Consider the following 25,185-nt stretch of genomic DNA (forward strand, 5'->3'; position numbering starts at 1 on the left):
TCAACCTTTCGAAGCCCCTCCCCGTCCTAGGGTGAGGGGCTTCGGCCATGTACGGTCGGAACCGACGACTCCAGGGGGGAGTGGTGGGGAGTAGCGGGGGAAAAGGACGGATCATGTCGAGAGTGCCAGGGTTGCTCGGCCGGCTCGGCGCCGGGCTGACCGAGCTGGGTGCGCGGTTGGACGAGCGCCGCGCCGAGGTGGAGAAGGAGTCGGGGGGCTCGCTCGACCTGATCGAGGAGACCGACGACCGGTCGCCGCGCGGCTCCACGACGACGGTACGGACGGACGCGAAGCCTTCCGCGCCCCCTGCCGACGCCGCTCCCGAATCCACCCCCGAACGTGCACCCGGATCCGATTCCGATGCGGAGCCCTCCGCCGTTTCCGCCCCCGCTCCCGTCCCCCACTACACCCGTGGGCCGGAGACGGACACCCGGCCCGATCCCGTCCTGGCCGTGCCGTGGGGCGTACGGGTCGCGGCCGAGACCGGCTGGCGGCTGCTCGTTCTCGCGGGCACGCTCTGGGTGTTGATGCGGGTGATCAGCGCCGTACAACTGGTCGTACTGGCCTTCGTCGCCGCGCTGCTCATCACCGCGCTCCTTCAGCCCACCGTGGCGCGCCTGAAGCGACTGGGATTCCCCAGGGGCCTCGCCACCGCGCTCACCGCGATCCTCGGCTTCGTCATCATGGGGCTGGTCGGCTGGTTCGTGGTCTGGCAGGTCCAGGAGAACATCGACAACCTCTCGAACCAGATCCAGGACGGCATCGACGAGTTGCGCAAGTGGCTCCTCAACAGCCCGTTCCATGTGACGGACAAGCAGATCAACGAGATCGCCAAGAACCTGCGGGAGGCGATCGGTGCGAACACGGACCAGATCACGTCGGCGGGGCTGGAGGGCGTGACGGTCATAGTGGAAGCCCTGACCGGCATCCTCCTGACGATGTTCTCGACGCTCTTCCTTCTCTACGACGGCAAGCGGATCTGGGAGTGGACGCTGAAGCTGGTGCCGGCGGCGGCGCGACCGGGGGTGGCCGGAGCGGGGCCCCGTGCGTGGCGGACCCTGACGGCCTATGTGCGCGGCACGGTGATAGTGGCTCTGATCGACGCGATCTTCATCGGCCTCGGCATCTACTTCCTGAACGTCCCCATGGCCGTGCCCCTCGCCGTCTTCATCTTCCTCTTCGCGTTCATTCCGCTGGTGGGCGCGGTGGTGTCGGGGGCGTTGGCGGTGGTGGTCGCGGTGGTGACGCAGGGTGTGTTCACCGCGCTGATGACGTTGCTCGTCGTGCTCGCGGTCCAGCAGATCGAGGGCCACATCCTCCAGCCGTTCATTCTGGGGCGGGCCGTGCGGGTGCATCCGCTGGCGGTGGTGCTGTCCGTCGCGGCGGGTGGGCTGGTCGCCGGGATCGGCGGGGCCGTGGTGGCGGTGCCGCTGGTGGCGGTCACCAACACGGTGGTGGGATACCTGCGTTCGTACTCCCGCGAGCCGGCACTCCGGCACGCGCCGGAGCCGCGGGGCGCCACAGCGCTGGATGTGGCCCCGGTACGCCCCCCATCTCCGTGACGATTCCCCCCGGGCGGGTCCTTGTCCGCGGGCCGGTGGGGGTTGATCGCGCAGTTCCCCGCGCCCCTGAGGCGGGGCTTCGCCCCGCATCCCCGGCCACCCGGATTCGTTTGTCCGCGGGCCGGTGGGGGTTGATCGCGCAGTTCCCCGCGCCCCTGAGGCGGGGCTTCGCCCCGTATCCCCCGGCCACCGGATTCGTTTGGCTGCGGGTGAGGCGGGGCTTGGCGCGCAGTTCACCGCCCCCCTGGGGCACGGGGCTGGGCCCCGGCGCCCCAGGCTTTTAGGGGCGCGGGGAACTGCGCGACCAGCCCCCACCGGACCCGCAGCCGAAGAACCCACCCGGGGTCTGGGGGCGGAGCCCCCGGGGGAAGCCGAGGCCCCGTCCACCCGGCCAGGGTGAACGGGGCCTGAGAGAAGACGCGGAGGTTACTCCGCGAGAACGGCTTCGGCGTCCAGGGTCGTGGCGACCGCCTGGATCACGGAAGCGATCTTGAACGCCTCCTGGATCGTCTCCCGGTCGACGCCCGCCTTGCGGAGCACCTGCTCATGGGAGTCAAGACACTGCCCGCAGCCGTTCACCGCGGACACCGCCAACGACCACAGCTCGAAGTCGACCTTCTCGACACCGGGGTTGCCGATGACGTTCATCCGCAGACCGGCCCGCAGGGTCCCGTACTCGGGGTCCGACAGCAGGTGCCGCGTGCGGTAGAAGACGTTGTTCATCGCCATGATCGCGGCAGCCGACTTGGCGGCGGTGTACGCCTCCGGCGACAGCTGAGCCTTCGCCTCCGGCTCCAGCTCCCGCAGCACCCGCGGCGACCGCGCCGCGATCGCGCACGCCAGCACCGTCCCCCACAGCTGCTGCTGCGGAAGGTCCGAGTTGCCGATGACCGAGCCGAGGTTGAGACGTAGGTCCTTCGCGTAGTCCGGCAGGGCGGACTTCAGTTCGTCGAGGGACATGGAGGGTTACTCACCCGCCAGGAGCGCCACCGGGTCGAGGGTGTTCTCGCCCTTGGTCCAGTTGCACGGGCAGAGCTCGTCCGTCTGGAGCGCGTCGAGGACCCGGAGGACCTCCTTGGGGTTACGGCCGACGGAACCGGCGGTCACCATGGAGAACTGGATCTCGTTGTTCTGGTCGACGATGAACACCGCACGCTTGGCGAAGCCGTCCTCGCCCTCGATGCCGAGGTCCCGCATGAGCTCGTGCTTCGAGTCGGCCATCATCGGGAAGGGCAGGTCACGCAGGTCGTCGTGGTCCTTGCGCCAGGCGTGGTGCACGAACTCGGAGTCGCCGGAGAAGCCGAGCACCTGAGCGTCACGGTCGGCGAACTCGTCGTTCAGCTTGCCGAAGGCCGCGATCTCGGTCGGGCACACGAAGGTGAAGTCCTTGGGCCATGCGAAGATCACCTTCCACTGACCCTCGTAGGTCTTGTGGTTGATCTGCTGGAACTCCTCGCCCTTCTCCAGCGAGACACAGGCGGTCAGATCGAACTCGGGGAACTTGTCACCGACAGTGAGCACACGCTCTCCTTGCAGCGAGGAAAAACCCTTTTTGGGGGCGTTTCCCAGGGGTTGGACGAACTTGATGTTGGCACACGCTGCATTGATTACGGAAATAGCTACACTCGGTCGTGTTGATCGACTGAAACTATCAGTGACTATGAGTAAGAGGTACGGCCATGGCCAGCCCGATGGGCAACGCAGGCTCCAAGGGGAACGGGCGCCGTCAGCCGAGCCTCGCCCAGCTGCGCGCCTTCGCCGCCGTGGCCGAGCACCTGCACTTCCGTGACGCGGCCGCCGCGATCGGCATGAGCCAGCCCGCGCTGTCGGGCGCGGTATCCGTCCTGGAGGAGACGCTCGGCGTGACCCTCCTGGAGCGTACGACCCGCAAGGTGCTGCTCTCACCCGCCGGCGAGCGTCTCGCCGTACGCGCGAAGGCGGTACTGGCCGAGGTCGGCGCGCTCATGGAGGAGGCGGAGGCGGTACGGGCGCCGTTCACCGGGGCGCTGCGCCTCGGCGTCATCCCCACCGTCGCGCCCTACCTCCTGCCCACCGTCCTCAACCTGGTCCACGACCGCTACCCGGACCTCGACCTCCAGGTCCACGAGGAGCAGACCGCCAACCTCCTCGACGGGCTGACCTCCGGCCGTCTCGACCTGCTGCTGCTCGCCGTCCCCCTCGGTGTGCCCGGTATGACCGAACTCCCGCTGTTCGACGAGGACTTCGTGCTCGTCACCCCGCTCGACCACGCACTCGGCGGCCGGGAGGGAATCCCCCGCGAAGCCCTGCGCGAGCTCAACCTGCTGCTGCTCGACGAGGGGCACTGTCTGCGCGACCAGGCCCTCGACATCTGCCGCGAGGCGGGCCGGGAGGACGCGCCGGTCACCACCACGGCTGCGGGCCTGTCCACCCTGGTCCAGCTCGTCGCCGGCGGCCTCGGCTGCACCCTGCTGCCGCGCACCGCCGTCAAGGTCGAGACGACCCGCAGCAACCAGCTCCTCACCGGCTACTTCGCGGACCCGGCGCCGACCCGGCGGATCGCGCTGGCGATGCGCGCCGGGGCCGCGCGCGGCGGCGAGTACGAAGAACTGGCCGCAGCGCTCCGAGAAGCGCTGCGGCCACTGCCGGTACGGGTGTGGGACCGGGACGCCTGAGCGCCCCGGACCACGGGCCCCGTCACTCGGTACGCAGGCCGTCCGGTCGCATCAGCCGCAGCAGCGGCGGCAGGCTGAGTGCGGTCACCAGCAGGACGACTCCCGCGCCGATGCCGGTCATCGACAGCAGGCTCGGCCAGTCCACGCGCACCGAGACGCTCGTCATCTTCTGCAGGACCACGCCCAGGGTCACGCCGACCACGGAAGCGAGCAACAGACCCAGCGCGATCGGGATCGCGGTCTGCCAGAGCACCGACAGGCTCAGCGTGCGGCGTCGAGTGCCGAAGGCGACCAGGACGGAGAGCAGCTTCTTTCGCTCGCGCAGCTGTTCCAGCTGGGAGACCAGCAGGCTCGCGCCGATCAGGAACAGGACGCAGGCCGCGCCGACGGACAGGCCGGTGCGGATGGAGGTGTAGCGGTTGTCCTGCTCGGTCGACGCCCAGGTCCAGGCGTGGGCCAGCGGGCTGAGCTTCGCCGTGGTGTTGCGAACGATGTCGTAGACGTCCGGTGTCGACTGGTCGATCTGCAGGTAGGCGTTGCCCTCGATCGTCTGTGCGGCCCCGGCCGGCAGTGCGCTCGGGGTGAACAGGATGCCGCCGGTCAGACCGTTCGTCGCATCCGTGCGGATCCGGGCTGCCTTGATGTCCTGCGGCACGGTCCAGGCGGCCTGCCTGCCCCTGTAGCTCTCGGCGTAGGAGGGGTCCATGTAGAGGGTTCGGCCGGGCTTGGCGAGCTTCGCCGCGTCCAGGTCGCTGTCGGGGCCCTTGACGAGGAAGACGTCGCCGTCGCGGCACGTCGGCAGCGTGGCCACCTCGCGCAGCGACGCGCAGTTGCCGACGGTCGCGGTCGTGGACGTGTTGGGGTCCTGCTTCCGGTCGCCCAGCGAACCGGAGCCGATCGCGGTGACCTGTCGTACGCCCTTGGTCCGCGCGAGCTGCTCGCGGGCCTGGTCGAGCGGGACGTCGTACGGGAGGCGGATCTGCATCTGCGCCCGCTGGAGGTCGTTCGACGTGTCCTTGGTGTAGTCGCCCTCGACCCCGGCGAACAGCATTTGCAGGGCGATGGCGCCGGCCACCGCGACCGCGATGCCGTTGACCATGCGGGCCGCCGTACCGCTGCTCAACTGGAGTCTGCGGATGGCGAGTTGCCAGGACACCGAGCCGGATCCGAGCCGGGCGACGACCGTTTCGACGATCCAGGGCAGCAGCGCCGTGACGCCGATCAGGAGCAGCAGGACACCGCCGATCACCAGGTACTGGTTGAAGTTTCCGTTGGAGTTGCCCTTGCCGATCATCGGGTAGAGCATCGCGAGTCCGCCGATCGGCAGCAGCAGTCGCCACCACAGCCGGCGCCGCGCGGGCTTGGCCGCACGGACCACTCCGAGCGGCTCGATGACGACCCCGCGCAGTGCGAGCAGGGTGACGAGGACCGCGGCCGCGGGCACCGCGACGGCGACCAGGGCGGCCAGTGCGGGCGTGGGGTTCAGATAGCTCGGGAACACGCTCTTGCCGAAGATCTCGACGGATCCCGCCAGTTGACGGGCCAGCAGGAAGAAGACCGTGCCGAAGGCCAGCCCGAGGACGGCGCCCGAGAGCGCCTCGCCCGCGGCGATCCGCCGGGTCATCCGGCTGTCGGAGCCGACCAGGCGCAGTGCCGCGAGCCGCCGGTCGCGCCGCTCGCCGCCGAAGCGCACGGCCGCGGCGATGAAGACACCGACCGGCAGCAGCAGCACCACGAAGACGACGATGATCAGGAGGAGGAGTACCGGGTCCAGTTTGTCGGGCGGTCCGAGGGGCTCCCCGAAGTGGTCGATACGGGTCACTCTGGAGCCGTCGATCCTCGGGGCGAGGTTGTCGGCGCCCGCGTAGAAGCTGAGTTCGCTCGCGCCGACGAGACCGGGCTCCCCGATGGTGCCGATGGTGCGGTAGGGCAGCCGCTCGCGCAGCAGTTTCCCGCTGTCGGACTTCAGCAGGTCCGCCAGCGCGGGGGAGACCACCATCTCGCCCGGCGCCGGGATCTTCTTCACCCCCGGCGGCAGCGGCGCCCGGGCCCCCTCGGGTTGCACCTCGCGTCCGCGGATGTCCTTGTCGCGGTAGGTGTCGTCGACGGCCGCGACGAGAAGGGTCCGATCGGACGCCTTGGGTATGCCCACATCGGTGAACGTGATGTCCGTACGGGCCTTCTCGCGGTCGCTGCGGGCCTGGAGCGCACTCGGCAGCGCCGTGGTGAGCAGCAGCAGCGCGACGCCGAGCCCGACCCCGACGGCCGTGAGGACCGCACGCATCCAGCCCTCGCGTCCGCCGGTGAAGGCGAACTTGGCGCCCATGGCCAGGTCTCTGGACCACTGCCGGACGCTGGGAGCGGCGCTCATACGATCCGCTCCATGTCTCGGGACTTTCCGTCGCGTACGACGATCTCGCGGTCCGAGTAGGCGGCCACCCGTGCCTCGTGCGTGACGAGGACGACGGCGGCGTTGGTCGAGCGGGCCGCCTCGGTGAGCAGATCCATCACGCGTTCGCCGTTGAAGGAGTCGAGTGCTCCGGTGGGCTCGTCCGCGAAGAGTACGCGCGGGCTGGTGACCAGTGCCCGGGCGACGGCGACCCGCTGTCCCTGGCCGCCGGATATCTCGCCCGGGCGCTTGCCCTTGAGGTCGTCGACCTCCAGACGTTCCATCCAGGACAGGGCGGTTCGCTCGGCCTCCTTGCGCCCGGTGCCGTTGAGCCGTAGCGGGAGGGCGACGTTCTCGACGCAGGTCAGTTCGGGAACGAGCTGCCCGAACTGGAACACGAACCCGAACTCGCTGCGCCGCAGCGCGCTGCGCTGGGCGTCGTTCATGGTCGCCATCTCCTGGCCGTTGTAGACGATGGACCCGGAGTCCGGTGTCACGATGCCGGCCAGGCAGTGCAGGAGGGTCGACTTGCCGGAGCCGGAGGGGCCCATCACGGCGACGACCTCGCCCGGGTGGATGGAGAACTCGGCGCCGTCGAGGGCGTTGGTGGGGCCGTACGCCTTGCGCAGGTCGTGGGCCGTGAGCAGGGAGCCTGCGGGGGTCATCGGGTTACCGCCTCGGCGAGTTTTTCGAGGCGCGCGGCGGTGAGCTCCAGCCACCGCAGGTCGGCCTCCAGGTGGAAGAGGGCATGGTCGCAGATCAGCTGGTCGGCGAGGTCGCCCTTGCGCTTGCGGTCCGTCAGGATGCGCATCATCCGCAGGTGCTCGGACCGCTGCGTGTCGAGGATCTCGGACGCGTCGCGGTGGGTGAGCAGCGCGAGGACGACCTTCGTGTAGAGGGTCGACTGCAGATACGGCTCGGGCTTCTCCGGCGTCGCGAGCCACTGCTGTACGTCGGTGATCCCGGCGTCGGTGATCGCGTACCGCTTCCGCTCCGGGCCGCCGCCCGCCTCTATCCCGTCGACCTCGACGAGTCCGTGCTTGAGCAGCCGCGACATCGTCGAGTAGACCTGGCCGTAGTGCAGCGGCCGGTCGTGACCGAACTTCTCGTCGAAGGCCCGCTTCAGGTCGTATCCGTGGCGGGGCCCGGACTCCAGGAGTCCTAGGAGGGTGTGACCGATGGACATGCCGAGCACTCTACACACGGCGTATACACGGCACGTATACACACCGCGAATAGATCATGGTGGACCCTACGTCCGTGCAGGTCACGCCCGATTGTCACGGTTCCGTCACCACGATTCCCTCGCCCCCGCCGCCCCTACCCGTCCCATCCCAGGGGGCTGCGCCCCCAGACCCCCGCTATCGGCCTGAACGGCCTCGTCCTCAAACGCCGGACGGGCTGAAAGATGCGGCCCGGGGTGGGTAGGTGAACGGCCTCCGGCCTCATCCTGGAACGCCGGACGATCCGAAGCTTCCAGGGGCACGAGGAACTGCGCGACCGCCCCCCACCGGCTCGCAGCCGACGAGCGACCCCCGGCCTTTAGGGGCGCGGGGAACTGCGCGATCAGCCCCCACCGGCCTGCAGCCGACGAGCGACCCCCGGCTTTCAGGGGCGCGGGGAACTGCGCGATCAGCCCCCACTCACCCGCACGCAGCAGACAGGCGGGCGCGGCGGGGAGAGGAACCCGGCGGTGACTACTCCTCCGCCGCGTCCGTCGCGGACGCGGACGGACGTCCCCGTCGAGGAATCGGCCCCGCCCCACCCGGCAACCGCCCCGCCTCCGCAAGCGCCCGCCGCAACAGATACTCGATCTGCGCGTTGGCCGAGCGCAGCTCATCCGTCGCCCACCGAGCCAGCGCTTCATGGACAAGCGGATCCAGCCGCAGCAGAACCTGCTTGCGCTGCTGCGGCTGCCGCGGCTGTGGCCGACGCTCGGGGACCGACCCCCCGGAGGGATCCGTCACTGGTAGAGGGACCCCGTGTTCAGGACGGGCTGCGGAGCCCGGTCGCCGCACAGCACCACCAACAGGTTCGACACCATCGCCGCCTTCCGCTCGGGGTCCAGCTCCACAATGTCCCGCTCGGCGATCCGGGCGAGCGCGGCCTCGACCATCCCGACCGCCCCGTCCACGATCTCCCGCCGCGCCGCGACCACCGCCCCGGCCTGCTGGCGCTGAAGCATCGCGGAGGCGATCTCGGGAGCGTACGCGAGATGCGTGAAGCGCGACTCGATGATCGAGACCCCGGCCGCCTCCACCCGCGCGTGCAGTTCGACGGCGAGCTTCTCGGTGATCTCCTCGGCGTTGCCGCGCAGCGAGAGACCGTCCGCTTCGTGGGCGTCGTAGGGGTACTCGATCGCGATGTGCCGTACGGCCGCCTCGGTCTGTGTGGCGACGAACTCCAGGAAGTCGTCGACCTCGAAGGTGGCCTGCGCGGTGTCCTCGACCCTCCAGACCACGACCGCGGCGAGCTCTATCGGGTTGCCGTAGGCGTCGTTGACCTTGAGGACGGCGGTCTCGTGGTTGCGGACCCGGGTCGAGATCTTGGTGCGGGAGGTGAAGGGGTTCACCCAGCGCAGCCCGTCCTGGCGGATCGTCCCCCGGTACCGCCCGAAGAGCTGGACGACCCGCGCCTCACCGGGCGCCACCGTGTTCAGCCCGCACATCGCGATGAACGCGGCGAGGCCGATCAGGATGCCGGGGACGATCAGCGCGGCCTTGGCCCCGCCGGCGGCGACCGTCGTGGCGGCCGCGATCATGCCGGCGCCGAGCAGCAGCCCGACCAGCCCGAGCAGCAGCGCGAGCCCGCCGCCGATGCTGTGCGCGACGAACTCCCGTACCCGCGGATCGGGCATCCGCGGCACATCCGCGAGAGCCGAGGCGTCGCCGGGAATCGAGTCGCCGGAAGTCGAGCCGTTGGGAGTGGAGTCGTGTTCCGGCATGGGTGCCCCCCGTTGTCGTACGTACGGCGGAAGCCCGTATGACCCCCGCCCGCCCATGGCCATCCAGGCCTATCTAAGTGATATCACTTTACCCGGCACGACAACCTTCCACCCCTCCCGCACGTCGATTGAGATGGGGCGGATGCGATGTCCTGAGTGGTACGTGCTGATTGTCACGTCCGCAAAAGACCGGATCGACAGCCCTTTGTCATAGCGCGTGGTGTTAGTTTGCTGAGCTGACCTCAGCGGCGAACCTGTGTGACGCGCGAACACGAACGCGACACCCGAGCGCGTGAGTGAACGCGGCAGGACACGCGTACAAGAGAGCGCGACACGAGAGCGAGCGGAGCGGACGCAGCCATGGGACGAGCGGAAGAGAGACGAGCGCGGCAGCACGGTGGCCGCCGCGCGGCGGCCATGCCCTCGTCCGGAGGAAAGCCCCGCCGCACCGGCATACGCCGGTTCGTGAACTGGAAGACGATCCTCGGCACCTTCCTGGGATTCTGTCTGCTCGGCATGGGCGCCTTCGTCGTGCTCTACATGGTGGTGTCCATACCCCAGGGCAATGCGGCCGCCACGCAGCAGAGCAACATCTACCAGTACAGCGACGGCAGCACGCTCGCCCGAACCGGCAAGGTCAACCGCGAGATCGTCGGCCTGGACAAGGTGCCCAAGGACGTCCAGAAGACCTTCGTCGCCGCGGAGAACAAGTCCTTCTACAAGGACGCCGGCGTCGACCTCAAGGGCACGGCCCGCGGTCTGATCAACACCCTGTCCGGCAAGGGCAAGCAGGGTGGTTCGACGATCACCCAGCAGTACGTCAAGAACTTCTACCTCACCCAGGACCAGACCGTCACGCGCAAGCTGAAGGAACTGGTCATCGCGCTGAAGGTGGACCGTCAGCAGACCAAGGACGACATCCTCGCGGGCTACATCAACACCAGCTACTACGGCCGCAACTCCTATGGCATCCAGGCGGCGGCCCAGGCGTACTACGGCAAGGACGCGAGCGAGCTCACGGTCGAGCAGGGCGCGTACCTCGCCTCGCTGCTCCAGGCCCCGAGCCAGTACGACTGGGGTGTTGCCACGGCCACCGGCAAGCGGCTGGTCACGGCCCGCTGGAACTACACCCTCAACAACATGGTCGAGGAGGGCTGGCTGCCCGCCGCCAAGCGCGCGACCATGAAGTTCCCGGTCCCGCAGGACCCCAAGGGCGTGCCCGGCATGGAGGGCCAGACCGGCTATCTGGTGGACGCGGCCAACAGCGCGCTGGCCCACCGGCTGGTGGCCAAGGGTGCCGCCGCCAACTACGAGGACGCCAAGGCGCTGGTCGACGCGGGCGGCTGGACGATCACGCTCAACATCGACAAGAAGAAGCAGACGCAGCTGGAAGTCGCCGTCAAGACGAAGCTCACCGGCAAGCTCGACGCCAAGAAGCGCAGGGTCGACGGTGATGTCGAGGCCGGTGCCGCGTCCGTCGACCCCAAGACCGGCAAGGTCGTGGCGATGTACGGCGGCGAGGACTACTTCAAGCACTACGTGAACAACGCGACCCGCCCCGACTACCAGCCCGCCTCCACCTTCAAGCCGCTGATCTTCGCGGCGGCCCTGGAGGAGCAGGCCAAGACGCAGGACGGCCAGGACATCACGGCGGACACGGTCTACGACGGCACCAGCGGTCGCTCCGTCGAGGGCAGCAGCATCGGCTTCGCGCCGCCCAACGAGGACGACCAGAACTACGGCGACGTCACCGTCCAGACCGCGATGAACAAGTCCATCAACTCCGTCTTCGCGCAGATGGGCGTCGACGTCGGCATGGACGAGGTCCTCAAGGTCGCCGGCAAGCTCGGCATGGACACCAAGGGCGTGCAGGCGGTGCCCGCGCAGACCCTCGGCACCATGGGCGCGAGCCCGCTGGAGATGGCGGGGATCTACGCGACCCTCGACAATCACGGTCGCAAGGTCACCCCGGCCGTCGTCGCCTCGGCCGAGCACAAGGACAGCCGGGTCGACTTCCCGAACCCGATCGGCGACCAGGTCATCAGCCCCCGGGCGGCCGATACGGTCACCTCGGTGCTCACCGGCGTGGTCAACGACGGTACGGCCCAGGTCTCGGTGGCCCAGGCGGTCGACCGCAACGACCAGCAGGTCGCCGGCAAGACGGGTACGTCCGACAACAACAAGTCGGCCTGGTTCACCGGGTACACGCCGAACCTGGTCACCTCGGTCGGTCTGTTCGGAGAGGTCCCCAAGGACCGCAAGGACAGCGCCGGCAAGGTGGTCAAGCAGGGTACGCAGGTCTCCCTGAAGGGCGCCGCGGGCGGCGGCCGTGTCAACGGCGGCGGCTTCCCGGCCCAGATTTGGGCGGCGTACACCTTCAACGCGATGGGCAGCGTCACCACCTTCGACCTGGACACCACCCAGGGCGCGGCGATGGAGCCCACCACCACGCCGACGCTCAGCGAGACGCCGAGCGAGACGCCGTCGCAGACCCCGACCACCGAGCCGCCGACGAGCGAGCCGCCCACCACCAGCGCGCCGCCGACCCCGACGTCCGAGCCCCCGACCACCCCGGCGACGACGCCCCCGACCACTCCGGCGGAGACCCCGACCGACGAGATCACACCAGAGGACCCGTTCAACCCGAACAACCAGCAGTAACCGTCAAAAGGCCCGCCAGGGCCAAAGGAGAAGGGCGCCCGGTGACCCACCGGGCGCCCTTCTCGTGTCAACCGCCGAATGCTCATGGTCGAGATGATCGCGTATATCTGGTGGATCATCCGGGCAGCAAGAAGTACAACAAACCGATGCACCGCATGACGGACAAGGTTCAGCAGGAACACAACCGCAACACGATCTGCAACAAAACCGGCGTCGGCAAGTGGACGGCCCACCCGGACGCCACCGGGGACACCCAGGGAGTGCAGTGCGACGAGTTCCCCTTCGCCGCCACCCAGGAGAGCGGGGGAATACCCACACCGGTCGTCAACGGAGGGATCTGCGCGCAGCTCTTCGCGCAGAAGCAGGACGACGGCACCTGGCGCCTCTTCGACGACGACGGGTACGACCCGCCCACGTGGAAGGAGATCTGCGGGCGTGCTTCCATGCCGGGCAAGCAGAACGGAGACGCGGGAAGAGGCCCGGGACTGTCGGGCTTCTTCACGAAGGCACGGGTGCAGAACGGCGGGGCGTTCTACATGGAGGTTCCGCAGATGGAGGGATGCAATCCCGATGACGTCTGCGTCATCCGTCCCTGAATCACCGCCCTTCTAGGGCGACGGACGTGGGGGGCCGCCGGTACGGCCGGTCCCCCACGGTGGGCCCTCCCGCGTCACGTCCAGACGACGCTGCTCGTACCGTCCGACTCGCGGACCGTCTCGGGACGGATCTCCCTGCCGATCGCCGTGACGACGGGCCGTCCGGTCTCCAGGGATTCGAGTGTCTCCTGGAACATCTCGGACAGGCTCTTGCAGCGCACGACCCCCCCACAGTTCCAGATCCTGGTCGATCTCCAGGACGGCGCCGTACGTCGGCCCCTCGCGATGGTCGACGATCAGCTGCGTGCCGACGTGCGTACTGCTGAGGGGCACCCATTTCACATGAGCCGTCCGGCCCACGACGAAGTCGGCGTTGTCGTCCTCCTGGCTCCACGCCACGTCCTGCTCCATGTCCCGCTGGCCGAGCAGCATGCGCTCGGCGTCGACCGGATAGTGGCCGCCCGGAATGAAGCCGCCGGGGCCGCTGTGCCGGAAGTGGGTCGACACGCCGTTGTGATGATCCAGCCACGTCCGGATCTCGGGGACGAGCGAGAACCTGTCCTCGGCGATCGCATCGATTTCCGACGCCGTCGCGGGCGGGTTCAACGTGCCGAAATCATCCGACGCGTTGACTTCCAGCCACCGGTCGAGACGGTTCAGTACGTCTTGAAGCTGCACGGTTCGTCCTCACGTCTGGATGCTGCCTCCCCTACGACACCACAAGCGCGTGGCGCCCGAGGTGGAGTCGGTTCGATTCCACTTCGGGCGCCACGCGCCGGACGTCCCGGTGTTCAGCCTCCGTTGACGTCGTGGGCGATCCGGTCGCCCAGTTCCTTGTCGATGTTGCGCCAGTACTGCAGGGCGCGGTCCAGGACCGGGCGGGAGACGTCGGCCTTCAGGTGGCCGGTGACGTTCGAGACCAGGCGGTCGCGGGCCGCGTCGTCGAGGACCTGGCGGACCATCGTGCCCGGCTGGCCCCAGTCGTCGTCCTCGCTGTGCAGCTTGTAGGCCTCGCGCACCAGCTCGCCGGTGGCCTCCCAGCTCGCCGGGTCGCCGAAGCGGGAGAAGTCGGCCGCGGGGCCGCCGTAGGAGTTGGGCGCGTACGGGCGCGCCGCCTGCGACGGCTCGTAGCGCATCGGGCCGTCCTTGGCGTACGAGTTCGCCGGGGCGTGCGGCCGGTTCGGCGGCAGTTGGGCGTAGTTCGGGCCGATCCGGTACCGGTGTGTGTCGGGGTAGGAGAACAGCCGGCCGAGCAGCATCTTGTCCGGTGACGGGCCGATGCCCGGGACCAGGTTGGACGGTTCGAAGGCGGCCTGCTCGATGTGGATGAAGTAGTCCTCGGGGTTCCTGTCGAGGGTCATCCGGCCGACGTCGATCAGCGGATAGTCCCCGTGCGGCCAGACCTTGGTCAGGTCGAAGGGGTTGAAGCGGTAGTCCGCCGCGTCCTCGAACGGCATGATCTGGACCTTCAGGCTCCAGCTCGGTGCGTTCCCGGACTCGATCGCCTTGTAGAGGTCCATGCGGTGCAGATCCGGGTCCGTACCGGCCAGCTCGTCGGCCTCCGCCTGGGTGAGGAAGTCGATGCCCTGGTCGGTCTTGAAGTGGTACTTCACCCAGAACCGCTCACCGGCGCCGTTGATCCACATGTAGGTGTGGGAGCCGTAGCCGTTCATGTTGCGGTAGGTCTTCGGGATGCCCCGGTCGCCCATCAGATAGGTCACCTGGTGCGCCGACTCGGGCGAGAGCGTCCAGAAGTCCCACTGCATGTCGTTGTCGCGCAGCCCGTTGTCGGGGCGGCGCTTCTGCGAGCGGATGAAGTCCTGGAACTTGATCGTGTCACGGACGAAGAAGATCGGTGTGTTGTTGCCTACCAGGTCGTAGTTGCCCTGCTCGGTGTAGAACTTGAGCGCGAAGCCGCGTGGGTCGCGCCAGGTGTCGGGCGAACCCTGTTCGCCGGCCACGGTGGAGAAACGGGCCAGCATCTCGGTGCGTTTGCCCGGCTGGAAAAGGTCGGCCTTGGTGAACTGGCTGACGTCATTCGTTACTTCGAAGAATCCGTACGCGCCACTGCCCTTGGCGTGCACCACACGCTCGGGGACCCGCTCCCGGTTGAACTGGGCCATCTTCTCGATGAGGTAGTGGTCCTGGAGCAGGATCGGGCCGTCTCGGCCGACGGTCAGCGAGTGTTCGTCGCTCTCCACCGGAATGCCGACGTTGTTCGTGGTGTACGGAGCCTTCTGGGGTGCCTGCGTCACGAGCGTCCTCCCGTCAAGAAGAGAGTCTTCAGATCGCTTCGCTCACCTCAGCAGTCAACTCCGCCGACAGGATGTCGGCAACCGGGCCGCCGTGGGGCGAGGCGGATCGCGTACCCCTCGGCCCCCGGTCCATTCAGCCCCGGTTCAGTTCGAACCAGACCACCTTTCCGGTGCTCAGGCGCGTGGCGCCCCACCGTCTGGCCAGTTTGTTGACCAGATACAGGCCACGCCCGCCCTCGTCCGTGGCGCGCGCCTGCCGCAGCCTGGGCAGCTGCGGCACGTCGTCGCCCACCTCGCAGCGCAGCACGTCCGTGCGCAGCAGACGGAGGGTGACCGGTCGTGACGCATAGCGCACGGCGTTGGTGACGACCTCGCTGACGAGCAGCTCCACGGAGTCGCTCATGTCCTCCATACCCCAGCGGGACAGCGCCCGGCGGGCCAGGCGCCGGGCCCGTCCGGGGGCCGCGTCCTCCGGCTCCAGATGCCAGTACGCCACATCGCTCGGCGCGATCCCGTCGAAGCGGGCGGCGAGCAGCGCGATGTCGTCGTCCCGGTCGCCCGGACCGAGCATGTCCAGCACCTCGTCGCAGAGCGCTTCCAGCGGCGGCGGATGGTCCGGGCCGGTGAGCTGCGCGGTGGCGGCGAGCTTCTCGCGCAGCTGCTCTATGCCGGTCCACACGTCCCTGAGGCGCGACTCGACCAGGCCGTCCGTGTACAGCAGGAGCGTCGCCCCGGCGGGCGCGTCCAGCTCGACCGCCTCGAAATCCACTCCTCCTACGCCGATGGGGGCGCCCGGCGGCACCCGCAGCACCTCGGCCCGGCCGCCCAGGTGCAGCAGCACCGGCGGCGGATGGCCCGCGTTGGCGATGGTGATCCGGTGCGCGACCGGGTCGTAGACGGCGTACAGGCAGGTCGCCATGCGGTCGGTGCCCAGGCGCTGGGCCTGCTCGTCCAGGTGGTGCAGCACCTCCTGCGGGGGCAGGTCGAGCCCGGCGAGGGTCTGCGCGGTGGTACGCAGCTGGCCCATGATCGCGGCCGAGGTCATCGAGTGACCCATGACGTCACCGACGACGAGGGCGACACGGCTGCCCGGCAGCGGGATCGCGTCGTACCAGTCGCCGCCGACCCGGGCGGTCTCCGCGGCCGGCAGATAGCGCGAGGCCAGCCGCACTCCGGTGGGGCGCGGCAGCGTCTCGGGCAGCATGGTGCGCTGCAGCTCGTCGGCGATGTAGGCCTCGCGGCCGTAGAGCACCGCCTTGTCGATGCCGAGCGCGCTGTGCGTGGCGAGCTGGGCCGCGACCAGCAGATCGTCGGTCTCGAACGCCATCCGCTCGGGGCGGCGTACGAAGAGCGCCGCGCCGATCACCCGGCGCCGCCCGCGCAGCGGGGCGAGGATCGCGCGCTGGCCGGTGGGCACGATCAGCTCGTCGCCGAGCAGCTCGGGCAGCGCGGCCCGGGCGGCGGGCGCGTCCGCGAAGACCGGGCGCACGCCGCGCAGCACCTCGGCGAGGGCGCCGCCGGGGCGCACCTCGCACAGCTCGGCCGTCATCGCCGAAAGTTCGTTCGGCTCGGGCCGCAGTGCGGGCATGAAGCCGTTCTCGGTGTCGCGCTCCTCGGGGATCCGGTCGGTGCGCCGCAGCCGCAGCACGAGGGGCCCGGTGGGCCGCTCGTCGCCGACCGGCAGCGGGTCGCGCAGATAGACGAGGATCGCGTCCGAGAAAGTCGGCACGGTGGCCCGGCACAGACCCATGACGATCTCGTCCAGGTCGATGCCGCGGGCGATCCGCCGGGTCGCCGCGCCCACGAAGCGCAGCCGGTCCCCGTCACGCCGCATCGGCATCGGGCCCGCGTGCGGCAGCCCCTGCCCGGTACGCCGGTCCGTGCCCGTGGAGTTCCCGGACGGCCGGTCGCCTTCCATGCCCGGCTGGGCCGGGATGCCCTCGGGAGCCGGGCGCGGGCGGTGCGCGTCGGGCTCGCTGGCCGAGGGCTGGGAGTGCTCGGGGCCGGGAGAGGCGGGCGGCGGCGTGGACGCGCCGGTGCCCGAGGGCGACGGTGTGTCGGTGCTCGCCGACGCCTGGGTGGCGGACGATCCGTGCTGGCCGTAGGGCGTGCTCGGAGCGGAACCGGTGGGGGCGGCGTCGCCGGTGCGGGCGGGTTGTGCGGGTAAGGCGCCGGGCGCGCGCTGCGGCTCCGGGGTACGCAGGAGCGCCCCGCGAGGGTCCGCGGGGGTGGAGGGCCGGGCGGCGCCGCTCTGGCGGCGCTCGTGCGAGGTGGGGTGCTCCGTCACGCGTGTCGAATCCATCCGTCCGGGGCTGCGCACCGTGCGTGCAGTTCGTCCCGCAGCCCCGATACCCGGAATGTGTGTCCCGGGAACGGATTCTGCGCGTCGTCAGAACGGGGCCTGCCCGTCGCCGACGTGAACGCCGTTGTCGGGCCGAACGCCCTGTGCGGCCCGGTGGGCCGTCCGCCGACCGTACCGCCGTGGCCCTCGTACCCCTCGCTCACGTCCTGCCGCCCCTCGGTGACGTATGGTCAAGCCCAGCGCATGCTGCGGGAGTTGCTGCTGTGCGCCCTTGCGGAGGACGATCCTACGGTTGTACCACGGGGGCGCATCAAGGGTCTCATGAGGACACGTGCGCGGGCGTACGGTCCCAGTCGTCCGGCAGGGAAGGAACCGGCCAGGCGGGATCCGGGCGCCAGTGCTGCCAGCCGTCCGAGAACGGCGCGCCCCAGGCACGGATCACCTCCACCGCGCAGTGCCCTGCCTCTCTTACCTGTGCGGCCAGTTGAGTATCCATCAATCCGGCCCGTTGCGCCTGTGCGAACTCGTCTTCGTCGAGCCAGTGCCAACTGCGGTCCGGGTGCACGGAGATGTCCAGGAAGTGATCCTCGGAGTCGACCCCGCCCTCCCAACGGGCGAGCGGCGCCTCCAGGTTCACGTACCAGTTCTTGAACCGCCAGCCCGGTTCCCAGAACAGCCACACCGACCAGGGCTCGCCGGGCCGCGCCAGCTTCAGCACTCCGTTGCCGAACCAGCGGCCCCGCTGCACCGTTCGCGCCTTGGTGTAGCGGGACTCCAGCGGTTCTCCGTGCACCGGTGTACCGTCGGCGAGCACGGGCTTCACGCACTCGGTGCCGGGTGCCATCCACACCGCGAGCAGTTCCTCGTCGTCCCGTACGACGGTCACGGGGCGGCAGATGTGGAAGTGCTCACCGGCGTTCTCCCGGTACCGCCACAGAATGTGACTCCCGGGGGCCCAGTACACCGTCGACCCGCCCGCCGCCACTCGCCTCACCGCTCCACCCTCTGCCATGACCAGATATTAGGTGCCACAGGCATACGACGCTGCGGTGCGCGTCACGGTTCGCGCCATGGAGCGAATGACGTAACGAAGCCGTCACCCAATGGCTTCCAAGGTCGTCCGGGGGGTGAACACCGTTTACGGATGCGTCATCCTCAGGACATCGAGCGCCTCGTCCAGCTGTTCCAGGGTGAGGTCACCGCGCTCGACGTACCCGGAATCCAGGACGACCTGGCGGATCGTCCGGCGTTCCGCCAGTGCCTTCTTGGCCACCTTGGCGGCCTCCTCGTAGCCGATGTACTTGTTGAGCGGTGTCACGACCGATGGCGAGGACTCGGCGTACTCGCGGGCCCGTTCGCGGTGGGCGACGATCCCGTCGACGGTGCGGTCGGCGAGCAGGCGCGAGACGTTGGCGAGGAGACGGATCGACTCCAGGACGTTCTTCGCGATGACCGGAAGCATGACGTTCAGCTCGAAGTTGCCGGCGGCCCCGGCGACGGCGACCGTCGCGTCGTTGCCCATCACCTGGGCAGCGACCATCAGCACCGCCTCGGGAATGACGGGATTCACCTTGCCGGGCATGATCGAGGAGCCGGGCTGGAGGTCGGGCAGGCTGATCTCGGCCAGCCCGGTGCGCGGACCGGACGCCATCCACCGCAGATCGTTGGCGATCTTCGTCAGCCCGACCGCGATGGTCCGCAGCTGCCCGCTCGTCTCGACGATCCCGTCCCGCGCGCCCTGTGCCTCGAAGTGGTCACGGGCCTCGGTGAGCGGCAGCCCGGTGGCCCGCGCCACCTCCGCGATGACGGCCGCGGAGAACCCGGGCGGCGTGTTGATCCCGGTGCCCACGGCGGTCCCACCGAGCGGCAGTTCGGCGAGCCGGGGCAGCGAGGCCCGGAGGCGCTCGACGCCGTACCGCACCTGCGCCGCGTACCCCCCGAACTCCTGCCCGAGCGTCACCGGCGTGGCGTCCATGAGATGCGTACGCCCCGACTTCACGACGTCCGCGAACTCCTCGGCCTTCCGCTCCAGGGCGGCCGCGAGGTGGTCCAGGGCCGGAACGAGATCCCGTGTGACGGCGGCGGTGGCCGCGATGTGGATCGAGGACGGGAACACGTCGTTCGACGACTGCGAGGCGTTCACATGGTCATTGGGGTGTACGTCCCTGCCGAGCCGCTCGGTCGCGAGCGTGGCGATGACCTCGTTGGTGTTCATGTTGGAGGACGTTCCGGAACCCGTCTGGAAGACGTCCACCGGGAAGTGCGCGTCCCAGCGACCCTCGGCGACCTCGGCCGCCGCCTCCTGGATGGCCTCGGCCACGTCCTTGTCGACCACCCCCAGCTTCGCGTTGACCCTGGCTGCCGCGCCCTTGATCAGCGCCAGCGCCTCGATGTGCGCGCGCTCCAGACGCTGACCCGAGATGGGGAAGTTCTCCACGGCCCGTTGGGTCTGGGCCCGCCACTTCGCGTCCGCGGGCACCCTGACCTCACCCATGGAGTCGTGCTCGATCCGGTACGGGGCTGCCTGTTCGTCGGCCATCGACGATCACCTCCAGTGGGGACAGCATCGCGGACGTGCCCCGTGTTCCCGGCAAGGCGGCTCCCGTTTCTCCCGGGGAACTCAACTCCGTGAGCCGCTCTCCCGGGGAGTCAGCTCCGTGAGCCGCCGAGCGGGCCGGTGCACGCCGACGTCCCGCCGACCTTGGCGCAGGCCTCCGCCCCGCGAGGGCTCGACGCGGCCAGCATCGGGCTGCTGTAGCCGTCCGAGGGGTCGCCCGGGTAGGCGGCGGACAGCTCGTCCTGGTCCGATCTGATCGAGATCTCCCGCGCCCCGCCGGTCCTGGTGCGGACCTCCGACCAGACCGTCGCGCACGAGGGGGAGAAACGCAGCAGCACGACCTGCCCGGCGCGCGTGACGGTGCTCTCCGTACGCGCGTCACGGCCGCAGACCTCGGAGGTCGGGAACTGCCCCTGGCAGCCGTGGCCCCGGCAGAAGGTGCCGGCGGGGGCCACGGGCTGGTCGGGGTCGAGGACGTCGGTGGCGCCCGCGGTGACCACCACCGTGGCCGCCATCGCCGCGAGGGCGATGGCGGCCCGGTTGGACCCCCGGACGCGCCGGCCCCGAACCGGCGCGTCCGGAACCGCGGCCTGTGGGACCGGGGCCCCCAGGGGCGGGGTCGCCGCCCTGGACTGGGCCCGGGACGCGGCGTCCCACAGGGAGAGAAGGGGACCGGGGTCGGTGTCCGCCAGGCGGCCGAGCGACTCGACCGCCGAGCGCGGCGGAAACTGATCACCGCTCAGGTAGCGGTGCCAGGTCGACTTGCTGAACGGGGTGACGGAGGCCAGCGCGGCCAGACTCAGCCCCGTCCGCTGCTTGAGGCACCGGAGCCGCTCCGTCAGCAGCTGCTCCTCGTCGATGTCCTCCATTTCAATATGTTCTGTTCCTGTACGTACTGTCTTGCTGTGTTCTGTCTCGTCCAACGAGTCGGGCAGCGGCTGTCTCTTGACCCTCACGTGGCTCTTCCTCTCGCTCCCTCGCCCTGCCGGGGTGACCGCCCTGATGTGTTCCCTCGCAAGGTGCCCGGGCACACCCCGATCGCCCGAATGCGAACCGAATATGAAGGTGAGTTGACCTGCTGTTTCGTCAGGGGAGTGGGGTCGTCGGCTGATCGACTTGTCCTACCGACCGGCGGGGCGGACCGCGCCCCGCCGGCCGGCGCCGGACGTCAGGAGGCGAGCGGCGAGGTGTTCGTCAGCACCAGCGGACGGCGCGGGTGTTGCGGACGTAGTGGGCGGAGACGTAGCCCCGGCCGTGGGCGAGCTTGTACCAGCGGGAGTTGCCCATGACGGAGGAACCGCTCTTCTTGCAGACGAGAGTCACCACGTGGCCGGCCCGCCGTGAGCCGACGATCCGGTAGCCGGTACCCGGGCCGGACCGGACGTGCAGACGCATGTGGTGGGTCGTCACCCGGCCCAGGACGTGCCGGGTGAGGTGGTGCCGGGCGTGGTGGCGCGCGTGGGTGATCGCGTAGTGCTTGTGGTGGTGCCTCGGGGCCAGTGGCAGGGTGTGCGGGGCACGCTGGAGGCCGGGGATCGAGGACTGCGGGGACGCCGGGTACCAGCTCGACGACGCGACCGGCGAGGATGCGGCGCCCCGGCCGGGAACGTGCGGGGCGGCCGGGGCGGCGGAGGCGACGGCTGTCACCGGGAAGACGGCGACAGCCGCGATCGCGGCCACCAGCCCGTTGCGCAAAGTGCGACCAATCATGGGATTTCCCTCCGAGATGACCTGCGGACCACAGGCTGTGATCCGGTCATGACGGAGGGTTTCCGGCAAAGCTCACAAAAATGCTGTCCCACTCGTTCCTGGGACGAAGTGGGACAGCATCGGGGCGTGGCGGGACGCGTCCGGGCAGCGAACAGCCGCCTCAGATGTCCCGGGACGCTACGTGCGGTCGTCTGATTTGTTTGTCGGACGGCACCACTGAGCCCGTCCGGCGTTTGAGGACGAGGCCGTCCAGGCCGAAGCGGGGTCTGGGGCGGCAGCCCCAGCGGGGTCGAAGGGGCGGAGCCCCTGGTGATGGGACGGGTAGGGGCGGCGGGGGCGAAATCCTCGCCCCCCCCGCCGCACCGCGGGCGCTACGCCAGCCCAGGGCCCCGAACCGGGATCGAGGTGAACGTCGGCTGCGGAGCGGGATCCTGGAAGAAGTCGTTGCCCTTGTCGTCGACGACGATGAACGCCGGGAAGTCCTCGACCTCGATCTTCCAGACGGCTTCCATGCCGAGCTCCTCGTACTCGACGACCTCGACCTTCTTGATGCAGTCCTGGGCGAGCCGCGCGGCGGGGCCGCCGATGGAGCCGAGGTAGAAGCCGCCGTGCGCGTCACAGGCGCCCGTGACCTGCGCGGAACGGTTGCCCTTCGCGAGCATCACCTTGGAGCCGCCCGCGGCCTGGAACTGCTCCACGTAGGAGTCCATGCGGCCGGCGGTGGTGGGGCCGAACGACCCCGACGCGTAACCCTCGGGGGTCTTGGCCGGACCGGCGTAGTACACCGGGTGGTCCTTCAGGTACTGCGGCATCTCCTCGCCCGCGTCCAGCCGCTCCTTGATCTTGGCGTGCGCGATGTCGCGCGCCACGACGAGCGGGCCGGAGAGCGAGAGCCGGGTCTTGACCGGGTACTTCGTCAGCTCGGCGAGGATGTCGTCCATCGGCTGGTTCAGGTCGATCCGGACGACGTCGTCCCCGGCGGAGTCCAGGTGCTCGTCCGTGGTCTCCGGCAGGAAGCGCGCGGGGTCGGTCTCCAGCTGCTCCAGGAACACGCCCTCGGCGGTGATCTTCGCGACGGCCTGACGGTCGGCGGAGCAGGACACCGCGATCGCGACGGGGCAGGACGCGCCGTGCCGCGGCAGACGCACCACGCGCACGTCGTGACAGAAGTACTTGCCGCCGAACTGCGCGCCGATGCCGATCTTCTGGGTCAGCTCGAAGACCTTCTGCTCCAGGTCCTTGTCCCGGAAGCCGTGACCGAGCTCCGAGCCCTCGGCCGGAATCTCGTCCAGGTAGTGCGCGGAGGCGTACTTCGCGGTCTTCAGGGCGTACTCGGCGCTCGTGCCGCCGACCACGATCGCCAGGTGGTACGGCGGGCAGGCGGCCGTGCCCAGCGAACGGATCTTCTCCTCCAGGAACTTCATCATGGAGGCCTCGTTCAGAACGGCCTTCGTCTCCTGGTACAGGAAGCTCTTGTTCGCCGAACCGCCGCCCTTGGCCATGAACAGGAACTTGTAGGCGCCGCCGTCGGTCGCGTACAGCTCGATCTGCGCCGGAAGGTTGGACCCGGTGTTCTTCTCCTCCCACATGGTGAGCGGAGCCATCTGCGAGTAGCGCAGGTTCAGCTTGGTGTACGCGTCGTAGATGCCACGCGAGAGGGCCTCCTCGTCGCCGCCCTCGGTGAGCACGTTCTGCCCGCGCTTGCCCATGACGATCGCGGTGCCGGTGTCCTGGCACATCGGCAGCACGCCGGCGGCCGCGATGTTCGCGTTCTTCAGCAGGTCCAGGGCGACGAACTTGTCGTTGCCGGACGCCTCGGGGTCGTCGATGATGCGCCGCAGCTGCGCCAGGTGCGCGGGTCGCAGATAGTGCTGGATGTCGTGGATGGCCTCCGCGGCGAGCTTGCGCAGCGCCTCCGGCTCGACCTTGAGGAAGGTGCGCCCGTCGGCCTTGAAGGTGGAGACACCCTCGGAGGTCACCAGCCGGTACGGGGTGGTGTCCTCTCCCTGGGGGAGCAGATCGGTGTACGCGAACTCAGGCACTAGCCCATTCCTCACTCGACAGACAGCGGCATGCCTCCATTGGCAGCGTCCACCAGCGTAGAACCTGGCGCGGACGCTGAGTCTGTGAGGTAAGGCTCAGTTGGCGCGAAGGGGCGGTTTTCCACAGGTCGGGAGAAGGGGTAGTCGCGATCTATCGCGTTTGGGTACGCTGCTGTCGTGGACCTTCAGAAGCGCACCGAAACCCGGGCCTCCGACGCCGAACTCCGGGCCTCCGACGCCGACCGTGACCGGATCGCCGACATTCTGCGCGATGCCCTCGCCGAGGGGCGCCTCACCGCCGACGAGCACGCCGAGCGGATCGAGGGGGTGCTGGCCACGAAGACGGTGGGAGAGCTCGACCGGTTCGTCCAGGACCTGCCCGCCGCGCGCGCGGGCCGCGCGACCCCCGCGTACACGTCCGTGCCCAACCGCCCCCAGCCGGGCGGCATCCCGGCGGAGGCCGACGAGAACGTGGTGGCGGTGTTCAGCGCCGCCGTGCGCAAGGGCCGCTGGCGCGCCGGGCGCCGTATCCACGCGTACGCCGTTTTCGGCTCGGTCGACATCGACCTCAGCGAGGCGATCTTCGAGTACCAACAGGTCGTGATCAAGGCGATTTCGGTCTTCGGCAACGTCGAGATCAAGGTCCCGGAGAACGTCTCGCTGCGCGGCAGCGGCGGCGGCGTCCTCGGCAACTTCGAGACGCACACCACGGACGGGGGCGACCCCGACGCCCCCGTGGTCTACGTCGAAGGCTTCGCGGTGCTGGGGAACATCGAGGCGCGGCCCAAGCGCGGCAAGCTCGTCGCCGACATCCTCGACCGCACGATGGACCGCGTGGACAGGACTTTGCGCAAGCACCTCGACCGTTGACGCCTGTGAACGCGACGGCGCGCGGGGCGCATTGGTCCACTCACCCGCGCCCCGTTTCGAACGACCGGCTCCGCTCTCGGGAACTCAGTGCATAGGCGCGCGCACAGCGGGTAGGGCTTGCTGCATCGCCTCTTGGAGGGCGCTGTGGGACTTCCCGCGGTGCCCGGCACGCCCGCGAAGCCGTCGTCAGGAGTAGACCGTGCTGCAACCGCCGCATCAGTCCCTGCAGGTAGCTGCCGTTCCGGCCCAGCGGGCGCCAGTGGGGGACAGGGATCAGGAAGCCCCATGGCACACGGAGGCGGTGTGCCGCAGGGACGAGGCCGGCCTGTTCTTCGCGCCCTCCAAGGAACCCACGGCGGCCCGGCTGTCCCGCGAGGAGGCGGCGAAGCGCGTCTGCGCCCGCTGTCCCGTGATGGTCGAGTGCCGCGAACACGCGCTGCTGCAACCCGAGCCGTACGGAGTGTGGGGCGGCCTCACCGCCGCCGAGCGCCGCGTGGTGCTCGCCCGGCGCCGCCGCCGCGACCTGGAACTCAAGAAGGCCGCCCGCGGCACGATAGCCGCAGCCGGCTGACCGCACGTACGCCAAAGGGGCCGCCCTCCGCACAGGGCAGGCCCCTTTGCACGTGCCCCGTAAGGGGCGCGG

The 25,185-nt window shown here is 69.5% G+C and carries 21 protein-coding genes; 6 read left to right on the forward strand and 15 right to left on the reverse strand.

Features of this window, described 5'->3' with window-relative positions; all coding sequences use genetic code 11:
* Window positions 1-113 precede the first annotated feature (113 nt).
* Window positions 114-1,562, forward strand: a complete 1,449-nt coding sequence (locus tag OG798_RS33730) for an AI-2E family transporter (RefSeq protein WP_328758166.1) — start codon at window positions 114-116, stop codon at window positions 1,560-1,562.
* Window positions 1,563-1,988: 426 nt separating this feature from the next.
* Here OG798_RS33730 and OG798_RS33735 read toward each other — a convergent pair whose 3' ends face one another.
* Together OG798_RS33735 and OG798_RS33740 are read right to left on the reverse strand one after the other, a co-directional pair.
* The gene (locus OG798_RS33735) at window positions 1,989-2,522 is read right to left on the reverse strand and encodes an alkyl hydroperoxide reductase (RefSeq protein WP_060894603.1); all 534 of its coding nucleotides are present in this window, start codon (window positions 2,520-2,522) and stop codon (window positions 1,989-1,991) included.
* 6 nt (window positions 2,523-2,528) lie between these two features.
* Window positions 2,529-3,083 (reverse strand): peroxiredoxin, encoded by a 555-nt coding sequence (locus OG798_RS33740; RefSeq protein WP_054235005.1) that lies wholly within the window; start codon window positions 3,081-3,083, stop codon window positions 2,529-2,531.
* 158 nt (window positions 3,084-3,241) lie between these two features.
* Here OG798_RS33740 and OG798_RS33745 point away from each other — a divergent pair, with 158 nt between their 5' ends.
* Entirely contained in the window at window positions 3,242-4,216 is a 975-nt protein-coding gene (locus OG798_RS33745) for a LysR substrate-binding domain-containing protein (protein ID WP_261685660.1), read from the forward strand.
* 22 nt (window positions 4,217-4,238) lie between these two features.
* Here the strand turns inward: OG798_RS33745 and OG798_RS33750 are convergent, their stop codons facing one another.
* The 5 genes from OG798_RS33750 to OG798_RS33770 all read right to left on the reverse strand — a co-directional run bounded on the left by OG798_RS33750 (window position 4,239) and on the right by OG798_RS33770 (window position 9,549).
* Window positions 4,239-6,587 carry an ABC transporter permease gene (locus OG798_RS33750; protein ID WP_183127178.1) on the reverse strand — a complete coding sequence of 783 codons (2,349 nt, stop codon included), beginning with the start codon at window positions 6,585-6,587 and terminating at the stop codon, window positions 4,239-4,241.
* Window positions 6,584-7,270 carry an ABC transporter ATP-binding protein gene (locus OG798_RS33755; RefSeq protein WP_095852792.1) on the reverse strand — a complete coding sequence of 229 codons (687 nt, stop codon included), beginning with the start codon at window positions 7,268-7,270 and terminating at the stop codon, window positions 6,584-6,586. The genes OG798_RS33750 and OG798_RS33755 overlap by 4 nt, the downstream gene beginning before the upstream one ends.
* Window positions 7,267-7,791, reverse strand: coding sequence for a PadR family transcriptional regulator (locus OG798_RS33760; RefSeq protein ID WP_067368291.1), 525 nt, complete (start codon window positions 7,789-7,791; stop codon window positions 7,267-7,269). The genes OG798_RS33755 and OG798_RS33760 overlap by 4 nt, the downstream gene beginning before the upstream one ends.
* A 511-nt stretch (window positions 7,792-8,302) precedes the next feature.
* A complete protein-coding gene (locus tag OG798_RS33765; RefSeq protein ID WP_095852789.1) occupies window positions 8,303-8,572 on the reverse strand; it encodes a hypothetical protein in 270 nt (89 codons plus the stop codon).
* Window positions 8,569-9,549 carry an SPFH domain-containing protein gene (locus OG798_RS33770; RefSeq protein WP_413253581.1) on the reverse strand — a complete coding sequence of 327 codons (981 nt, stop codon included), beginning with the start codon at window positions 9,547-9,549 and terminating at the stop codon, window positions 8,569-8,571. The genes OG798_RS33765 and OG798_RS33770 overlap by 4 nt, the downstream gene beginning before the upstream one ends.
* A gap of 360 nt (window positions 9,550-9,909) precedes the next feature.
* Between OG798_RS33770 and OG798_RS33775 the strand changes: the two genes are divergently transcribed.
* The gene (locus tag OG798_RS33775; RefSeq protein ID WP_095852787.1) at window positions 9,910-12,210 is read left to right on the forward strand and encodes a transglycosylase domain-containing protein; all 2,301 of its coding nucleotides are present in this window, start codon (window positions 9,910-9,912) and stop codon (window positions 12,208-12,210) included.
* Between the two features lie 146 nt (window positions 12,211-12,356).
* Window positions 12,357-12,806 carry a NucA/NucB deoxyribonuclease domain-containing protein gene (locus tag OG798_RS33780; protein WP_328758168.1) on the forward strand — a complete coding sequence of 150 codons (450 nt, stop codon included), beginning with the start codon at window positions 12,357-12,359 and terminating at the stop codon, window positions 12,804-12,806.
* A 12-nt stretch (window positions 12,807-12,818) separates the two neighbouring features.
* On the opposite strand, the gene OG798_RS33785 is transcribed toward OG798_RS33780, so the two are convergent.
* From OG798_RS33785 to OG798_RS33820, 8 genes are all read right to left on the reverse strand, one after another.
* Complete coding sequence (locus OG798_RS33785) at window positions 12,819-13,484, reverse strand: hypothetical protein (RefSeq protein WP_328758169.1); 666 nt, start codon at window positions 13,482-13,484, stop codon at window positions 12,819-12,821.
* Window positions 13,485-13,597: 113 nt separating this feature from the next.
* The gene (locus OG798_RS33790; RefSeq protein WP_097224881.1) at window positions 13,598-15,061 is read right to left on the reverse strand and encodes a catalase; all 1,464 of its coding nucleotides are present in this window, start codon (window positions 15,059-15,061) and stop codon (window positions 13,598-13,600) included.
* A gap of 133 nt (window positions 15,062-15,194) precedes the next feature.
* Window positions 15,195-17,363: a SpoIIE family protein phosphatase gene (locus OG798_RS33795; RefSeq protein ID WP_328758170.1), complete on the reverse strand. Its 2,169-nt coding sequence runs from the start codon at window positions 17,361-17,363 to the stop codon at window positions 15,195-15,197.
* 319 nt (window positions 17,364-17,682) lie between these two features.
* Window positions 17,683-18,375 (reverse strand): cytidylyl-2-hydroxypropylphosphonate hydrolase, encoded by a 693-nt coding sequence (gene fomD / locus OG798_RS33800; protein ID WP_179436447.1) that lies wholly within the window; start codon window positions 18,373-18,375, stop codon window positions 17,683-17,685.
* Window positions 18,376-18,501: 126 nt separating this feature from the next.
* Window positions 18,502-19,902 carry a class II fumarate hydratase gene (locus OG798_RS33805; protein WP_328758171.1) on the reverse strand — a complete coding sequence of 467 codons (1,401 nt, stop codon included), beginning with the start codon at window positions 19,900-19,902 and terminating at the stop codon, window positions 18,502-18,504.
* Window positions 19,903-20,012: 110 nt separating this feature from the next.
* Window positions 20,013-20,789 carry a helix-turn-helix domain-containing protein gene (locus tag OG798_RS33810; protein ID WP_095852782.1) on the reverse strand — a complete coding sequence of 259 codons (777 nt, stop codon included), beginning with the start codon at window positions 20,787-20,789 and terminating at the stop codon, window positions 20,013-20,015.
* Between the two features lie 325 nt (window positions 20,790-21,114).
* Window positions 21,115-21,630 (reverse strand): SH3 domain-containing protein, encoded by a 516-nt coding sequence (locus OG798_RS33815; protein WP_267062739.1) that lies wholly within the window; start codon window positions 21,628-21,630, stop codon window positions 21,115-21,117.
* A gap of 371 nt (window positions 21,631-22,001) precedes the next feature.
* Window positions 22,002-23,672 carry a fumarate hydratase gene (locus OG798_RS33820; protein ID WP_267062740.1) on the reverse strand — a complete coding sequence of 557 codons (1,671 nt, stop codon included), beginning with the start codon at window positions 23,670-23,672 and terminating at the stop codon, window positions 22,002-22,004.
* Window positions 23,673-23,849: 177 nt separating this feature from the next.
* On the opposite strand from OG798_RS33820, the gene OG798_RS33825 reads away from it, so the two are divergent.
* Both OG798_RS33825 and OG798_RS33830 read left to right on the forward strand, forming a co-directional pair.
* Entirely contained in the window at window positions 23,850-24,542 is a 693-nt protein-coding gene (locus OG798_RS33825; RefSeq protein WP_097224877.1) for a DUF1707 SHOCT-like domain-containing protein, read from the forward strand.
* Between the two features lie 199 nt (window positions 24,543-24,741).
* Window positions 24,742-25,113: a WhiB family transcriptional regulator gene (locus OG798_RS33830; RefSeq protein WP_095852779.1), complete on the forward strand. Its 372-nt coding sequence runs from the start codon at window positions 24,742-24,744 to the stop codon at window positions 25,111-25,113.
* Window positions 25,114-25,185 lie beyond the last annotated feature (72 nt).

Origin of the sequence: Streptomyces sp. NBC_00271 (genome assembly GCF_036178845.1) — a bacterium.
In the GTDB taxonomy this organism is placed as follows: Bacteria; Actinomycetota; Actinomycetes; order Streptomycetales; family Streptomycetaceae; genus Streptomyces.

Bases quoted from the DNA above. Each gene is read 5' to 3' on its own strand.
- OG798_RS33730 (WP_328758166.1), top strand. From the start codon at position 114: ATGTCGAGAGTGCCAGGGTTGCTCGGCCGGCTCGGCGCCGGGCTGACC.
- OG798_RS33815 (WP_267062739.1), bottom strand. From the start codon at position 21,630: ATGATTGGTCGCACTTTGCGCAACGGGCTGGTGGCCGCGATCGCGGCT.
- OG798_RS33755 (WP_095852792.1), bottom strand. From the start codon at position 7,270: ATGACCCCCGCAGGCTCCCTGCTCACGGCCCACGACCTGCGCAAGGCG.
- OG798_RS33750 (WP_183127178.1), bottom strand. From the start codon at position 6,587: ATGAGCGCCGCTCCCAGCGTCCGGCAGTGGTCCAGAGACCTGGCCATG.
- OG798_RS33810 (WP_095852782.1), bottom strand. From the start codon at position 20,789: ATGGAGGACATCGACGAGGAGCAGCTGCTGACGGAGCGGCTCCGGTGC.
- OG798_RS33780 (WP_328758168.1), top strand. From the start codon at position 12,357: ATGCACCGCATGACGGACAAGGTTCAGCAGGAACACAACCGCAACACG.
- OG798_RS33805 (WP_328758171.1), bottom strand. From the start codon at position 19,902: ATGGCCGACGAACAGGCAGCCCCGTACCGGATCGAGCACGACTCCATG.
- OG798_RS33775 (WP_095852787.1), top strand. From the start codon at position 9,910: ATGGGACGAGCGGAAGAGAGACGAGCGCGGCAGCACGGTGGCCGCCGC.
- OG798_RS33735 (WP_060894603.1), bottom strand. From the start codon at position 2,522: ATGTCCCTCGACGAACTGAAGTCCGCCCTGCCGGACTACGCGAAGGAC.
- OG798_RS33770 (WP_413253581.1), bottom strand. From the start codon at position 9,549: ATGCCGGAACACGACTCCACTCCCAACGGCTCGACTTCCGGCGACTCG.
- OG798_RS33745 (WP_261685660.1), top strand. From the start codon at position 3,242: ATGGCCAGCCCGATGGGCAACGCAGGCTCCAAGGGGAACGGGCGCCGT.
- OG798_RS33760 (WP_067368291.1), bottom strand. From the start codon at position 7,791: ATGTCCATCGGTCACACCCTCCTAGGACTCCTGGAGTCCGGGCCCCGC.
- OG798_RS33795 (WP_328758170.1), bottom strand. From the start codon at position 17,363: ATGGATTCGACACGCGTGACGGAGCACCCCACCTCGCACGAGCGCCGC.
- fomD (WP_179436447.1), bottom strand. From the start codon at position 18,375: ATGGCAGAGGGTGGAGCGGTGAGGCGAGTGGCGGCGGGCGGGTCGACG.